The 14,987-nt window shown below is 68.9% G+C and carries 15 protein-coding genes and 1 riboswitch; of the genes, 6 read left to right on the top strand and 9 right to left on the bottom strand.

Features of this window, described 5'->3' with window-relative positions; all coding sequences use genetic code 11:
• Positions 1-9 precede the first annotated feature (9 nt).
• The 3 genes from KL771_RS08170 to coxB form a co-directional block, all read right to left on the bottom strand.
• Complete coding sequence (locus tag KL771_RS08170; protein ID WP_261968094.1) at positions 10-891, bottom strand: heme o synthase; 882 nt, start codon at positions 889-891, stop codon at positions 10-12.
• A gap of 212 nt (positions 892-1,103) precedes the next feature.
• A complete protein-coding gene (ctaD, locus tag KL771_RS08165) occupies positions 1,104-2,714 on the bottom strand; it encodes a cytochrome c oxidase subunit I (protein WP_261968047.1) in 1,611 nt (536 codons plus the stop codon).
• Between the two features lie 80 nt (positions 2,715-2,794).
• Positions 2,795-3,676 carry a cytochrome c oxidase subunit II gene (gene coxB / locus KL771_RS08160; protein WP_390866564.1) on the bottom strand — a complete coding sequence of 294 codons (882 nt, stop codon included), beginning with the start codon at positions 3,674-3,676 and terminating at the stop codon, positions 2,795-2,797.
• A 686-nt stretch (positions 3,677-4,362) separates the two neighbouring features.
• On the opposite strand from coxB, the gene KL771_RS08155 reads away from it, so the two are divergent.
• Positions 4,363-4,860, top strand: a complete 498-nt coding sequence (locus KL771_RS08155) for an invasion associated locus B family protein (RefSeq protein ID WP_261968046.1) — start codon at positions 4,363-4,365, stop codon at positions 4,858-4,860.
• 104 nt (positions 4,861-4,964) lie between these two features.
• On the top strand, positions 4,965-5,573 hold the full coding sequence (locus tag KL771_RS08150) for a pyridoxamine 5'-phosphate oxidase family protein (RefSeq protein ID WP_261968045.1): 609 nt from the start codon (positions 4,965-4,967) through the stop codon (positions 5,571-5,573).
• Between the two features lie 117 nt (positions 5,574-5,690).
• Here KL771_RS08150 and KL771_RS08145 read toward each other — a convergent pair whose 3' ends face one another.
• Positions 5,691-6,290, bottom strand: coding sequence for a YqgE/AlgH family protein (locus tag KL771_RS08145; protein WP_261968044.1), 600 nt, complete (start codon positions 6,288-6,290; stop codon positions 5,691-5,693).
• 227 nt (positions 6,291-6,517) lie between these two features.
• On the opposite strand from KL771_RS08145, the gene KL771_RS08140 reads away from it, so the two are divergent.
• Positions 6,518-7,342: a protein-disulfide reductase DsbD domain-containing protein gene (locus KL771_RS08140; protein WP_261968043.1), complete on the top strand. Its 825-nt coding sequence runs from the start codon at positions 6,518-6,520 to the stop codon at positions 7,340-7,342.
• 120 nt (positions 7,343-7,462) lie between these two features.
• Positions 7,463-7,942, top strand: coding sequence for a peroxiredoxin (locus tag KL771_RS08135; RefSeq protein ID WP_261968042.1), 480 nt, complete (start codon positions 7,463-7,465; stop codon positions 7,940-7,942).
• 114 nt (positions 7,943-8,056) lie between these two features.
• Here the strand turns inward: KL771_RS08135 and KL771_RS08130 are convergent, their stop codons facing one another.
• From KL771_RS08130 to ispH, 5 genes are all read right to left on the bottom strand, one after another.
• Positions 8,057-8,770 (bottom strand): hypothetical protein, encoded by a 714-nt coding sequence (locus KL771_RS08130; RefSeq protein ID WP_261968041.1) that lies wholly within the window; start codon positions 8,768-8,770, stop codon positions 8,057-8,059.
• A gap of 107 nt (positions 8,771-8,877) precedes the next feature.
• Positions 8,878-9,822: a diacylglycerol/lipid kinase family protein gene (locus KL771_RS08125; RefSeq protein ID WP_261968040.1), complete on the bottom strand. Its 945-nt coding sequence runs from the start codon at positions 9,820-9,822 to the stop codon at positions 8,878-8,880.
• Positions 9,819-10,307 carry a ribonuclease HI gene (gene rnhA, locus KL771_RS08120; RefSeq protein ID WP_261968039.1) on the bottom strand — a complete coding sequence of 163 codons (489 nt, stop codon included), beginning with the start codon at positions 10,305-10,307 and terminating at the stop codon, positions 9,819-9,821. Before rnhA ends, KL771_RS08125 begins: the two co-directional genes overlap by 4 nt.
• The gene (locus KL771_RS08115) at positions 10,304-11,269 is read right to left on the bottom strand and encodes a homoserine kinase (protein ID WP_261968038.1); all 966 of its coding nucleotides are present in this window, start codon (positions 11,267-11,269) and stop codon (positions 10,304-10,306) included. The genes rnhA and KL771_RS08115 overlap by 4 nt, the downstream gene beginning before the upstream one ends.
• 4 nt (positions 11,270-11,273) lie before the next feature.
• Positions 11,274-12,281, bottom strand: a complete 1,008-nt coding sequence (ispH, locus tag KL771_RS08110) for a 4-hydroxy-3-methylbut-2-enyl diphosphate reductase (RefSeq protein WP_261968037.1) — start codon at positions 12,279-12,281, stop codon at positions 11,274-11,276.
• 388 nt (positions 12,282-12,669) lie between these two features.
• On the opposite strand from ispH, the gene KL771_RS08105 reads away from it, so the two are divergent.
• The gene (locus KL771_RS08105) at positions 12,670-13,266 is read left to right on the top strand and encodes a hypothetical protein (RefSeq protein WP_261968036.1); all 597 of its coding nucleotides are present in this window, start codon (positions 12,670-12,672) and stop codon (positions 13,264-13,266) included.
• A 259-nt stretch (positions 13,267-13,525) separates the two neighbouring features.
• A riboswitch (glycine riboswitch) is annotated at positions 13,526-13,642 on the top strand.
• A gap of 196 nt (positions 13,643-13,838) precedes the next feature.
• Positions 13,839-14,987 (top strand): glycine cleavage system aminomethyltransferase GcvT, encoded by a 1,149-nt coding sequence (gene gcvT, locus KL771_RS08100; RefSeq protein ID WP_261968035.1) that lies wholly within the window; start codon positions 13,839-13,841, stop codon positions 14,985-14,987.

Below are 14,987 nucleotides of genomic sequence, written 5' to 3'. Positions count from 1 at the left end.
TCCCGCCGTCTAGCCGATGATCGCGCCGGCGATGCGTTCGACCAGGAGCACCGCGTAGAGCAGGAACAGATACAGGATGGAGAAGGCGAACAGACGACCGGCCGCCTTGCGCGCCGGGGCCCCTTCGCGGATGCGCCAGACGCGGGCCGCCAGCCAGACGAAAACCAGTCCGCTCACGCTCGAGACGAGCGCGTAGGCGAGGCCGCCGAAGCCGAGCACGGCCGGCGCCACGCCGACCAGCGCCATCAGCACGGCATAGATCAGGATCTGGTGGCGGGTCGCGGTCTCGCCGGCGACGACCGGCAGCATCGGCACGCCGGCGGTGGCGTAGTCGTTCGATTTCAGCAGCGCCAGCGCCCAGAAATGGGGCGGCGTCCACATGAAGATGATCAGGAACAGGACGATCGATTCGATCGAGATCGAGCCGGTCATGGCGGCCCAGCCGACCATCGGCGGGAAGGCGCCGGCGGCGCCGCCGATGACGATGTTCTGCGGCGTCGAGCGCTTCAGCCACATCGTGTAGACGACGACATAGAAGAGGATGGTGAAGGCGAGCAGGCCGGCAGCCAGGAAATTGGCCGTCACGGCGAGCACCAGCACCGAGAAGACCGACATGGTCGCGCCGAAGGCCAGCGCCTCCTCGGCGGTGACCCGGCCGGACGGCACGGGCCGGCCGCGGGTGCGCGACATCAGACGGTCGATATCGGCGTCGTACCACATGTTGAGCGCGCCGGAGGCGCCGGCGCCGACGGCGATGCACAAGAGCGAGATGGCGGCGAGCACGGGATGCAGGCCGCCGGGGGCCAGCACCATGCCGACCAGCGCGGTGAACACCACGAGCGACATGACCCGCGGCTTCATCAGCTCGAAATAGTCGTGCGGCCCCGCCATCGAAATCGATGCGATGGATACCGGGGTGAAGCCCGGGGCTTCCTGCGACGTGCTCGACCAGTCGGTCATTCCCGATCCCTCCAGCCTGGCCTCGACCCGATGGCCGGCCGGGATTCGTTCCGATCTTCAAGGCGCCGCGCCGATTGGGCTGCGGGGCGCGCCGGTGCGGCAGGCCGGCCGGGCCGCGAAAGGCCCGGCCGGCCGGTTCGGTCTCAGTGGGCGTCGCCCTTGATGCGGGGCAGCGTCTCGAACTGATGGAACGGCGGCGGCGAGGTCAGCGTCCATTCCAGCGTGGTGGCGCCGACGCCCCAGGGGTTGTTGCCGGCGACGCGCTTCTTCGAGAAGGCCTCGAAGATGCCGAAGAAGAACACCAGCGTGCCGAACGCGGAGATGTAGGAACCGATCGACGACACCATGTTCCAGCCCGCGAAGGCATCCGGATAGTCGACGTAGCGGCGCGGCATGCCGGCCAGACCCAGGAAGTGCTGCGGGAAGAAGACGAGGTTGACGCCGACGAAGGTGAGCCAGAAGTGCACCTTGCCGATGGTCTCGCTCATCATGTAGCCGCTGATCTTCGGGAACCAGTAGTACCAGGCCGCGAAGATGGCGAAGACGGCGCCGAGCGACAGCACGTAGTGGAAGTGCGCGACCACGTAGTAGGTGTCGTGCAGGGCGCGGTCCAGGCCGGCATTGGCCAGCTGCACGCCGGTGACGCCGCCGACGGTGAACAGGAAGATGAAGCCGACGGCCCACAGCATGGGAACGCGGAACTCGATCGAGCCGCCCCACATGGTGGCGATCCACGAGAAGATCTTCACCCCGGTCGGCACCGCGATGACCATGGTGGCCGCCACGAAGTAGGCCTGCGTGTCGACCGACAGACCGACCGTGTACATGTGGTGCGCCCACACGATGAAGCCGACGGCGCCGATCGCCACCATGGCGTAGGCCATGCCGAGATAGCCGAAGACCGGCTTGCGCGAGAAGGTCGACACGATGTGGCTGACGATGCCGAAGCCCGGCAGGATCAGGATGTAGACTTCCGGATGCCCGAAGAACCAGAACAGATGCTGGAACAGGATCGGGTCGCCGCCGCCCTGCGGGTCGAAGAAGGTCGTGCCGAAGTTGCGATCGGTCAGCAGCATGGTGATGCCGCCGGCCAGCACCGGGAGCGACAGGAGCAGCAGGAAGGCGGTGATCAGCACCGACCAGGCGAACAGCGGCATCTTGTGCAGCGTCATGCCCGGGGCGCGCATGTTGAAGATCGTGGTGATGAAGTTGATCGCGCCGAGGATCGACGAGGCGCCGGCAATGTGCAGCGAGAGGATCGCGAAATCCATCGCCGGGCCGGGCTGGCCGGAGGTCGAGAGCGGCGGATAGATCGTCCAGCCGCCGCCGACGCCGTTGCTGCCGGCCGGGCCCTCGACGAACATGCTGAGCACGAGGAGCAGGAAAGCCGGCGGAAGCAGCCAGAAGGAGATGTTGTTCATCCGCGGGAAGGCCATGTCGGGGGCGCCGATCATGATCGGGACGAACCAGTTCGCGTAGCCGCCGATCATCGCCGGCATGACCATGAAGAAGATCATGATCAGGCCGTGGGCGGTCGTGAACACGTTGAAGGTGTGCGGATCGGAGAAGATCTGGATATGCGGCGACTGCAATTCCATGCGGATCGCCACGGACAGGGAGAGACCGATCACGCCTGCGATCATGGCGAAAATCAGGTACAGGGTCCCGATATCCTTGTGGTTCGTCGAGTAGAGATAGCGGCGCCACCCGGTCGGGTGATCGTGGTGGCCCGCGTCCGCGGCTGCATGAGCCATTGGTTTCGCTCCTTGATCCTCTTCGCACGGGGCGTCCGCTGCTTCGGCGCCGCCGTCCTCGTCCCGTTATCGATGCCGGCTCAGCGCTGAGCCACCGCGGTGGTCTTCTCGTCAGCCTCGATCATGGCCGCCAGAACCTTGTTGGCGTCCGAGAGGCTCTTCTGCGCGGCCGTCGACCAGGCGGCATACTGCTGCTCGGTCACGACCTGGACGGCGATCGGCATCGCGGAGTGGTCCTTGCCGCACAGTTCCGAGCACTGGCCGTAGAACATGCCGGTCTGGTTGGCCTTGAACCACGTCTCGTTGAGGCGGCCCGGATAGCCGTCGATCTTGATGCCGAAGGCCGGCACCGCGAGGGCGTGGATCACGTCGGCGGCAGTGACCTGGACGCGGACGACCTTGCCGACCGGCACGACCAGATTGTTGTCGACCGCCAGCAGGCGCGGCTGCTTGACCGGATCCTTGCGGTCGGCATCGCCGAGCATGACCGAATCGAACGAGACCGGCCTGTTCTTGGCGTCCTTCAGGTCGGGATACTCGTAACCCCAGTACCACTGGTAGCCGGTCGCCTTCACGGTGATGTCGACCGGCGGAATGATCAGCTCCTTGTAGAGCAGCCGGAAGGACGGGATCGCGATCAGGACCAGGATCATGACCGGTGCGACCGTCCAGATGACCTCGATCAGCGTGTTGTGCGAGGTCTTCGACGGGACCGGGTTGGCCTTGGCGTTGAACTTGACCATCACGTAGATCAGCAGCGCCAGCACGAAGAGCGTGATCACCGTGATGATCACCAGTGTGAAGCTCTCGAAGGCGCGAATATCGGCGTGAACGTCCGTTGCGGCGGGCTGCAGCCCCATCTGCCACGGCACCGGCTGCGCCGCCAGCGCCGCCCCGGTACCGAAGATCGCCGCGATCGCGAGGCCGGCCATCACGGCCAGGGTCCATGCGCTCTGCCGCATCACATGTCGGATCACGTCTCAGCTCCTTGCCCTTGACCAGCCTTCCGGCGGTCGAATTCCTGTTCTGTCGTTCGGCTCGTGCGGCAAGCCCGGTTCTGTCCGGTCTTGCGCTCTCCGTGAGCCTGCCCGCCCGCCTTCGGGATCACCCCGTGCCGACCCCGCGCTGCCGGGGCTCTCCGGCGGCCCCCGGTCGACAGTGCGATGCGGCGCAAATTCGGTTGCACTGCGTCATTTTGTCGATGCCGGTTTGATCGAGATCAAGGCACGAAAACCAAAAGCACAGCCAGCCCCGCCCCGCAACGGGTCGGCCGGCGTAATCGTGCGGCATTTTTGCTTCGGACAGCCTAGCGTCCGGCGCCGCCTCACGAAAAAGCCTTGGTCCGTAGCCAGTTTCCCGTACGCCGCAGCGCGGAATCCGGGAATGTCCCTAGTCGAAAGTACCTAGTGAAAGGGCCTGCCATTCGCAATCTGGCCAAGCCGGGCGCACTGAGGCAATTTGGCGACCATTGCGAATCTTCGGCGCGGACGGCTGTGCGACGCCGCAAGAATCGGCGGCATCGGAAGGCACCGGATCGACCGGACCGCCGGGATGCGGCGCGGCATCCCGGGATGCCGGCAAGATTGGAGGGAATTCCGTGATCGAAGTTCGGTCGAACGTCTCTGGCCGATCCGCCCGGACCGCGCCGATGCGCCGCGCGCTTGCCGTCGCCGCGCTGCTGCTCGGGGCCGCCGGCTGGAGCGTGCCGGCCGCCGCCCAGGGCGCCGTCAAGGGTCAGCATGGGGACTGGCAGATCCGCTGCGATACGCCGCCTGGCTCCAAGTCTGAGCAATGCGCTCTGATCCAGAACGTAACCGCCGAGGACCGGCCGAATGTCGGCCTGTCGGTGATCGTGTTGAAGACGGCCGACAAGAAGTCGCGCATCCTGCGCGTCCTGGCACCGCTCGGCGTCCTGCTGCCGTCCGGGCTCGGCCTCAAGGTCGACCAGGTCGATGTCGGCCGCACCGCCTTCGTCCGCTGCCTGCCGAACGGCTGCATCGCGGAGGTCCTGATGGACGACAAGCTGGTCGAGCAGTTGCGCACCGGCAAGCAGGCGACCTTCATCGTCTTCCAGACCCCCGAGGAGGGCATCGGCATCCCGATCAGCCTCGCCGGCTTCGGCCCGGGCTTCGAATCGCTGCCCTGATCTGCAGGCGGGGCGGATCGACGCCCGCGCCGGAATTGGCTGGGATGGCGGCCCGGGTCCGGCCGCTGCCGTTTCGCCATCCGTTCGAACCTCTTGGGATCGCCATGTCTCGCATCACGTCCGTCGACAGCCTTCGCGCCCTCTACGGGCCGACCCGCGAGCGCAGCGCGAAGAAGCAGCTCGACCGGCTCGACGCGCATTGCCGCCGGCTGATCGGCCTGTCGCCCTTCATGGTTCTGGCGACGACCGGGCCGGACGGCCTCGGCGACGTGACCCCGCGCGGCGACGCGCCGGGTTTCGTGACGATCGAGGACGACCGCACGCTGCTGATCCCGGACCGGCCGGGTAACAACCGGCTCGACAGCCTGACCAACATCCTCGCCCATCCGGGTATCGGGATCCTGTTCCTGATCCCCGGCATGGACGAGACCTTGCGGGTCAACGGCACGGCCGAGATCCACGACGATCCGGACCTGACCGCCCGCTTCGCCATCGACGGCCGCCTGCCGAAGACGGTCCTGCGGGTCGCCGTCCGCGAGGCCTATCTGCATTGCGCCAAGGCGCTGATGCGCTCGCGGCTGTGGGACCCGGCGGTCCAGATCGACCGGGCGACGCTGCCCTCCATGGGCGAGATGATGCGCGACCAGATCGGGCTCGCCACGGCCGAGACCCAGGCGGAAATGCTCGAGCGCTACCGGCAGACGCTGTATTGACCGCCGCCGGGCCTGTCCCTGACCGCCCGGCTTGACCTAGCCGGCCGCGTGGGACCGTCAGCCGAGATGGCGTGCCTGGCCCAGGGGCAGCGGGGCGGCCACTCTGCCTCAGTCGCCTCAGGCGTGGCCGGCTTCGCGCGACAGCATGCCGATATCGATGCCGATCTTGCGCAGGGCGCGGTCGTATTTGGTTTCCAGATCGAGATCGAAGATCAGGTCGGCGTCGGCATCGCAGTTCAGCCAGACATTGGACTGGATCTCGGTCTCCAACTGGCCGGGCTGCCAGCCGGCATAGCCGAGCGCCAGCATGGCGTCCGAAGGCCCTCGGCCTTCCGCGATGGCCTTCAGGATCTCGAGCGTCGTGGTCAGCGAAACGGCGTCGTCGATCGTCAGGGTCGCGTTCTCGATGAAGTAGTCGGCCGAATGCAGAACGAAGCCGCGGCCGGTCTCGACCGGGCCACCGTGATGCACGCGCATGCGCCGGGCGAGTGCCGGCAACCGGATCTGGTCGGCCGCGGGAATCACGTCGAGCTGCACGAGGAGTTCGCCGAAATTGACCGGTGGCGGGGCGAGCTGGTTGAGGATGATGCCCATCGCGCCCTCCGAGGAGTGGGCGCACATATAGACCAGGGCACGAGAGAAGCGCTGATCGTCCATGCCCGGCATGGCGATCAGGATCTGTCCGTCCAGATATTCCCTCCGGATTGCGGAGGCCATGCTTGCACCCTCGTTTCGCGAACCGGATCCCCCGCCCGCGGCGGCGCCGGTTCCAATGCCTCGGCACCCGGCACGACGGTCCCGTTGCGGTTCCCGGCGGGCGCCTCTCCTGCAGCAAGAATAGCAGAGCCGGTCCCCACGGCAATCGCGGGCCGCGCCGATGGGTCTCACGTGATTATGAGCGGTGGGGCCGCGACAGGGGCGAAATCATTGCGTAAGACCGATCCATGAAGACCGCGATCCTGGCCGGACTCCTTTCCCTGCTATTCGCCACCGTGCCGGCGCGGGCCGGGAACGAGGCACTGAACGGTGCCGAAATCCGCCTCCTGACCGGCCCCATTCACGGTGGTTCGGCCCAAATGGGGCTGGAGATCGCCCTGCTGCCGGGCTGGAAGACCTATTGGCGCTCGCCCGGCGATGCCGGCATTCCGCCGACGATCGAGACCGGCGCCTCGCAGAACATTGCCGGCGTCGAGATCGCCTTTCCGGCGCCGGAGCGCTTCGGCGAAGGACACGGCCAGAGTGTCGGCTATACCGCGCCGGTCGTGTTGCCGCTGGCCGTTCGCCTGGCCGATCCCGGCCTTCCGGCGCGTCTGGTCGCCAAGGTGATGATCGGCGTCTGCCGCGACATCTGCCTGCCGGTGGAGGCCGAGGTGGAGGCGCGGATCGATCCCAAGGCCCGACCGGCTCCCGGCGAGGTCGCAGCGATCGAGGAAGCGCTGCGGCAGGTACCGGTCCGCATCGAAGCGACGGCGCCGCTTGCGGTGGCGTCGGTCGCACGCGAGGCGGCACCCAAGACCGGGAACGGTCCCGAGACCCTGGTCGTGACCGTCGTCAGCGACCGGCCGGAGGAACAGCAGGATCTGTTCGCCGAAGGCCCGGAGGGCTGGGCGCTGCCGCTGCCGGTCCGGCTTGGTCGCGAGGGCGGCCGGACCCGCTGGCGTGTCGCCCTCGAAGGCCTGCCGCCCGGCGCTTCGCCGAAGGAGGCCGCCTTGCGCTTCACCGTGGTGACGCCGGATCGCGCCGTCGAACAGGCCTGGCGGCTGGATTGACCGCGCGCGCCCCGCGCGACATGCAGCGCCGGTCTGCACTCGACGCCACCGGCACAGCGCCCTAAGTCAGCATGCGCGCCTGCTTGCGCGCGCACGAACAACATCAGGGGGACCATCCGCATGACCATCGCCGTCGGCTCGGCGCTGCCCGCAGCCAAGTTCCGCATCATGACCGACGAGGGCGCGGTCGACCGCACCAGCGACGAGATCTTCAAGGGCCGCAAGGTCGTCCTGTTCGGCGTGCCGGGCGCCTTCACGCCGACCTGCTCGATGAACCATCTGCCGGGCTTCCTCGACAATCTCGATCACTTCAAGGCCAAGGGCATCGACGAGGTCGCGGTGGTCGCCGTCAACGATCCCTTCGTCATGGCCGCCTGGGCGCGCCATACCGGGGCGAAGGACAAGATCCTGTTCCTGGCCGACGGCAATGCCGACTTCACCAAGAAGCTCGGTCTCGACATCGAACTCGGTGTGATGGGCCTGCGCTCCAAGCGCTTTTCGATGATCGTCGACGACGGCGTCGTGACCGCCCTCAACATCGAGGACAGCCCCGGCACGGCCGATGCCTCCGGCGCCGCCCGCCTGCTGCAGCAGCTCTGATCCCGATTCCTGTGCGCTCCCGGCCGGACTTCGTGTTCCGCCGGGGGCGTGCCCTTACGGCGGCTTTCGCGCCGCCGCGATCGGCCCGGACGTGTGGCCCGACCCGCGCTGCCGTCAGTCCTCGCAGGATTCCTTGATCTTGTAGCGGGCGATCAGTTTCTCGCCGAGTTCGTTGCGGGCTGCGTTGCCATCGGAAGAGGGCTGGTCTGGCGCGTGCAGGACGCAGTTTCGCCAGCCGTAGCTCAGGAGATCGATCCGGTATTTCGCATCGTCGCCGGCGCGGTCGGTGAACTCCTTGCGGCAGCGGGCCGGCGAAGCGTTGTCGGCGCAGGAGGCGGCCGAGAGCGTTTCCAGCGCCTTGGCCTTCGGCACCCGGCCCGCCAAGGCGTCGATATAGAAGGTGCATTTCGGTTCGGCCGTGAAGCCGTTCAGCTGCGTCGGATCGGTGAAGCCGCGCAGTTCAGCCAGGCTCATTCGGCAGGAGAGCTCGGTCTCCGCGCGCAACTGGTCGCGCGCAGCCTCGACCCCCGGGACGGCGAGAAGTTTCAGGCGGCCGATCTCGTCGAGCTTGGACTTGCAGCTCTGCTCGGTGGCGGCGATCTGCTGTTGGAGCCTGGCCGGCTCGGGCTGGTTGAAGAGGTCGGGAACCGGGGCATCGAATAGCAGGCGGAGCGTGTCGCGCAGCTGGGCTTCGTTGACCTTGGCGGGGTCGAAGCGCAGCTTGTAAGAGCAGGCGCCATAGCCATAATCGATCGTCTTGGAGGCGGCGAGGGCCGGCCCGGCGGCGATCGCGGCCAGAAGGGCGGTGGCGATGGCTCGACCGGTCATGGGCTGCGGCCTCCTGCAGGTTGCGTGTTGCCGCAATGTAGCCGAGCCGCGGCCCGCGGCAAAGGACGGCGCACGAAGAAGCACGGTCGCGCGGCCCTCTCCGGCCGTCAGCCCCGCCGGCCGGCCTCCGGCACCACCACGCGCAGCACTTCCGAGACCGTCTCGACCGCGACCGGGGTGAAGCCGAAGGCCTCGCCGTCGATCTGGACCGGGACGGGCGATGCGGCATCGATGCGGCATTCGGTGACCGGGATCACCAGGGCGATCGGCGAGCGGTCGAGCCGGCCCATGATCAGTGCCGCGCCGGCGCGGATCAGCGACCAGGGATCGTCCTTCAGGAGCGCGACCAGATGCAGCCCCGGGCGTGTCGCCCCGGCATCGGGCGCGATCCGGAACGGGCCGCCATAATGGATCGCCTTGGCGACCACGGCCAGCCGGCAGCGGATCGCGCGGCCGTCGGCGACGACCGTCAGGTCGGGCTGGTTTCGTTTGGCGAAACCGCGCTGGAGCGCGGTCGCCACGAAAGCCAGCTGCTTCCAGCGCCGCTTGGCGGCGGGGTCGACCGCATGCACCACATCGGCGTCGAAACCGGCCGAGACCATCAGCATGAAGGCCCGGCCATTGGCCCGCCCGGTATGGAGCGGCGCCGTGCGGCCGGTCGCGACGGCCGCGGCGATGCGGCCCGGGCGGGCCGAGAGGCCGAGTTCATAGGCGAGCACATTGGCGGTGCCGGCCGGGACCAGCGCGAGATGCGGCCGCGCGCCAGGCCGGGCGAGCAGCCCCGTCACCGCCTCGTTGATGGTGCCGTCGCCGCCCGCCGCCAGGATCACGTCGGCGGTCGTGGCGGGATCGGCGGCGATGCGCTCCAGGTCGCCGGGCGCAGCGGTCAGGCGTGTCTCGGTTTCGATGCCGCGGGCCCGCAGCGCGTCGGCGACGGCGGCGATACGGGACGCCCTGTAGCCGCCGGCGGCCGGATTGGCGACCAGGATGGCGCGCTGCCGCCCGGACTGCGCCGAGGCCTCGCCCATGGCTGCCATTTCGCTTCGCTTCATCGCTCGCCGTCCGGTGCCCGTCGCCTCGCCGGCATATAGGGGCGCATGCCCTCGCGGGCGAGGGCGTCGGCGCGCTCGTTCTCGGGATGGCCGGCATGGCCCTTGACCCAATGCCAGACGATCTCGTGGCTGCCGAGCGCCGCGTCGAGGCGCTGCCACAGATCGGCATTCTTGACCGGCTTCTTGTCGGCGGTCTTCCAGCCGTTGCGCTTCCAGCCGTGGATCCAGCCGGTGATGCCGCCGCGCAGATAGGCCGAGTCCGTGTAGATGTCGATCCGGCAGGGCCTGCGCAGCGCCTCGATTGCCGAGATCGCCGCCATCATCTCCATGCGATTGTTGGTGGTGTCGGCCTCGCCGCCCTTCAGTTCCTTCTCGCGCCCGTTCCAGCGCAGGATCGCGCCCCAGCCGCCGGGGCCCGGATTGCCCGAGCAGGCGCCGTCCGTGTAGATCACGACGCCCTGGCCGGCCGTCTCCTCGTCGCTCATGAATCGAGTCCGTAGCCGGAGGGGTCCGCAACCGTGCGGTGGAAGCGCAGCTTGCGCAGATATTCGAGCGGGTCCTTCGGCCGGACCAGCGCGCCCGGCGGCACGTTCAGCCAGTCGTAGAGCCGGGTCAGCAGGAAGCGCAGGGCCGAGCCGCGGCAGAGCAGCGGCAGCGCGGCGCATTCCGCGTCGCTCAGCGCGCGCAGGCCGAGATAGCCGTTCAGCATCGCCCGGCCCTTGGTCAGGTTGAAGCTGCCGTCCGTCTCGAAGCACCAGGAATTCAGGCACACGGCCAGATCGTAGGCCAGGAAGTCATTGCAGGCGAAGTAGAAATCGATCAGCCCGGAGAGCCGGTCCTCGAGGAAGAAGACGTTGTCGGGGAAGAGATCGGCATGGATCACCCCGCGCGGCAGGTCGGTCGGCCAGGCGGCCTCGAGCGCATCGAGCTCGCGCTCGATCTCGCCGGCGAGACCCGCGAAGACCGTGTCGGCCTTCGGCTTGGAGCGCTCGTAGAGCGGGCGCCAGGCATCGACCGTCAGCGCGTTGCGGCGCGTCAGGGCGAAATCGGCGCCGGCCAGATGGAAGCGGGCGAGCGCGGCGCCGACCGCACCGCAATGCTCGGCGGTCGGCCGGCGCACCCAGACGCCATCCAGGAAGGTGATGATCGCCGCCGGCCGTCCCGCCAGCGTGCCGAGCGCGGCGCCGGTGCGGTTGCGCACCGGCAGCGGGCAGGTCACGCCGCCCTGGGCGAGATGCTCCATCAGGCCGAGGAAGAAGGGCAGGTCGCCCGGATCGACGCGCTTTTCGTAGAGCGTCAGGATGTAGAACCCCTTCTCCGTATGGAGCAGGAAGTTCGAGTTCTCGACGCCTTCCGCGATGCCCTTGCAGGCGAGCACGCGGCCGATGTCGTAGGCGGCGACGAACCGCGCGAGATCCTCGTCGGCAACTTCGGTATAGACGGCCATGGCGCTACTCGGCCGCCGGATTGAGCGGGCGGCGTCCGGTCTCGGACGCCGCCTCGGCGGTTTCCCGCAAGCCGCGCGGCAGGTTGAAGGTGATTGATTCGTCGGCGGTGCGCACCGTCTCGACGGTGATGGCGTAGCGTTCGGCGAAGGCGGCGATGACCTCGTCGACCAGCAGATCCGGGGCCGAGGCGCCGGCCGTGATGCCGACCCGCCGCAGCCCGGCGAAGCGCGTCCAGTCGAGTTCGGTAGCGCGCTGGATCAGCACCGCGATCGGACAGCCGGCCCGCTCGGCGACCTCGCGCAGGCGCTGCGAATTGGACGAGTTCGGCGCGCCGACCACCACCAGCCCGTCGACGTCCGGGGCGATCCGCTTGACCGCCATCTGGCGGTTGGTGGTGGCGTAGCAGATGTCTTCCTTGTGGGGTGCCCGGATGTCCGGGAAACGCGCCTGCAGGGCCTCGACGATGCCATGGGTGTCGTCGAGCGACAGGGTTGTCTGGGTCGTATAGGCGAGCGGCCGGCCGGCCGGCGGGACCAGTGCGGCCACGTCGGCGACCGTCTCGATCAGCGTGACGGCGCCCTCCGGCAGCTGGCCCATGGTGCCGATCACCTCCGGATGGCCGGCATGGCCGATCAGCAGGACGTGGAAGCCGCGCTTGTGATGGACTTCGGCCTCGCGATGCACCTTGGTGACCAGCGGGCAGGTGGCGTCGAGATGAAAGAGGTTGCGCGCCCTGGCGTCGGCCGGCACGGATTTCGGCACACCATGGGCGGAGAAGATGACCGGCTGGCCGGTCTCGGGGATCTCGTCCAGTTCCTCGACGAAGACCGCGCCCTTCTGCTTCAGGCTGTCGACGACGTAGCGGTTGTGGACGATCTCGTGGCGCACATAGACCGGCGCGCCGTAGCGCTCCAGCGCCAGTTCGACGATCTGGATCGCCCGGTCGACGCCGGCACAGAAGCCGCGCGGCGCGGCGAGCAGGATCGTGAGCGGCGGTTTCGCGTCGGCCATGGGTCTCGGAGCGTGGTTCGATTCGCGGGCCGGCCTTCGGGGCGCGCGCGCCCCGGCCGGTCGGGACCGGACGCGCCCCGACCGCGGGTTCTGCGGAATAGAGGGAGACGGGGGCGGCAAGTCAAGGGTGCCGGGCGGCGCGCGAACCCGGTCCCGTGCACCACCCCGGCCCCGCTCGGAGACACGGCGGTCGGCTGCCCACCTTCGGCGGGCTGCCTCGATTTCGCCACGCCTTGGGGACAAGCGGGTTTCGCGCCGGGCCGGCCGCCGCGCCCGCCGGGCTGCGGCCGCCCGGCGGCCCCGAGGAACTCCGAGACCCATACCCCCGTGACGGCTGCACCGGGCGGGGCTATAGGTCTCGGCGACTGATCCACCCGCGAGAGGTTCGATGTCGACTCCCATCCGTTTCGCGCCTATCGCCGCCGGGCTTGCGACCGCGCTGCTCCTTGCCGGATGCGGCGGCACGATGGACTCGATCGGCACGACACTGCTGAGCGGGACCAAGACCGACGGCGCCGAGCTCGACGGCGAGGCGATCAAGGCCCGCCCGGTCTGCCCTCTGATCGAGATCCGCAGCGGCACGGAGACCTTGCCGCTCTACGAGACCGGCAAGCAGGGCAATGCCGACTTCCTGCGCTTCCAGATCAGCGTCCAGCGCGTGGCGCGCGAATGCGACATCAACGGCGAGACCATGTCGGTGCGCGTCGGCGCCGCCGGACGCGTCGCCGCCGGACCGAAGGGCGCCACCGGCAAGGTGCAGGTCCCGGTCCGCATCGCCGCCGTCAAGGGCGACCAGGTGCTCTACACCCGCCTGAACACCGTCACGGTCGATGTCGGCGCGCCGGACTATTCGGCGCTCTGGTCGGCGGTCGACGAGGCGATGACGCTGCCGGCCAACATCACCTCCGGCGTGACCATCTATGTCGGCCTCGACGACAAGCCGGAAAAGCCCGCGCCGAAGGGCAAGAAGCCGAAGGCCGGCTAAGGGCGGGCCGGACGATCGGAAGACCGGTGAAGCTCTGGCAGCACAGGGTCGCGTGCCGCCTTCGGCGCGATGCGTCCGGACGAAGCGGCGCCGCCGATGCCGGGCCTTCGCCGAAGCGCGCTTCAAATTCAGGCGCTTGGCGGGCCGCTGCCGAAAAGATCGACCCTATGGCGAATTGACGCACCGGCGGTTCCGACCTAAGGTCTCGCCCGTCGAGCACGACGCGACTCGACGGCCGGAGCGGCAACCCCGCCAGGCCCACGCCCCCGCGGGAGAGCCCGGAAATCCGCCGTGGACGGTAGTCCGCATCGGGTGACCGGCACCGAAGGAGAAACCGCCCCGGAAACTCTCAGGTCCCGAGGACCGCGGGGGGCGAGCGACACTCTGGAAAGCAGCCGCCGGCAACCGGTCGTCGGCTCACCGAAGGAGTAACCGTCGGGTGCGTGGCTGATTGGAGAGCGCGCGCCGGCCGGGAAATCTCTCAGGTCATCGGACAGAGGGGGCGCGACGGTTGGCGGCGGCATCGGTCCGCTTTCGACCGCGCGGCCCAACGCGCCGGTCCGGGACCTGGAATGACCGCCCAACCTTCTGTCGATCCGAGCGAGATCCTCGCCACCCCCCTGCACGACCGTCATGTCGCGCTCGGCGCCCGCATGGTGCCCTTCGCCGGCTATGCGATGCCGGTGCAGTATCCGGCCGGCATCCTCGCCGAGCACAAATGGACCCGCGAGCATGCGGGTCTGTTCGACGTGTCGCATATGGGCCAGGCCGCCCTGATCGGCCCCGACCACGCGACCACCGCGGCCGCCCTCGAGGCCCTGATCCCCGCCGACATCCTCAATCTCGGCCTCGGCCGCCAGCGCTATTCGCAGCTTCTCAACGACGACGGCGGCTGCATCGACGACCTGATGGTCCAGCGCGGCCCGGATGCGGCCGACGACGGCCGCCTCGGTCTCGTCGTCAATGCGGGGCGCAAGGCGGTCGATTATGCCCATATCGCCGCGCGCCTGCCGGCGCAGGTGCGGCTGGAGACCTATCCGGAGCGCGCGCTGCTCGCCCTGCAGGGCCCCGAGGCGCAAGCCGTCATGGTCCGGCTCGGTGCCGCAAGTGCTGCCGGCATGGCCTTCATGGCGGTCGGTGCGGTGACGCTCGCCGGCATCGCCGTCGAGGTCACGCGTTCGGGCTATACCGGCGAGGACGGCTACGAGATCTCGGTGCCGGCGGCCGAGGCCGGCGCGCTCTGGGACGCATTGCTGGCCGATCCGTCGGTCAAGCCGATCGGGCTCGGCGCGCGCGACAGCCTGCGGCTCGAGGGCGGCCTCTGCCTCTACGGCCACGAACTCGACGAGACGGTCAGCCCGATCGAAGCCGGCCTTCTCTGGTCGATCCAGAAACGCCGGCGCGAGGGCGGCGGTTTCCCCGGCTTCGCGCGCATCCGCGCCGAGATCGCCGAGGGCACGAAGCGCATCCGCGTCGGCCTCCTGCCCGAGGGCCGCGCTCCGGCCCGCGAGGGCACCGCCATCACCGCCCCGGACGGTCGCCCGGTCGGCATCGTCACCTCGGGCGGCTTCGGACCGAGCCTGAACGCCCCGCTCGCCATGGGCTTCGTCGAGCCGGCCTTCGCTGCGCCCGGCACGGAACTCGCCTTGATCGTGCGCGGCAAGCCGCTCGCCGCGCGCGTCGCCGCCCTGCCTTTCGTCCCCAATCGCTTCAAGCGCTGA

Source organism: Prosthecodimorpha staleyi, assembly GCF_018729455.1.
GTDB lineage: Bacteria > Pseudomonadota > Alphaproteobacteria > Rhizobiales > Ancalomicrobiaceae > Prosthecodimorpha > Prosthecodimorpha staleyi.
This window is presented reverse-complemented; position numbering and strand designations above follow the sequence as displayed.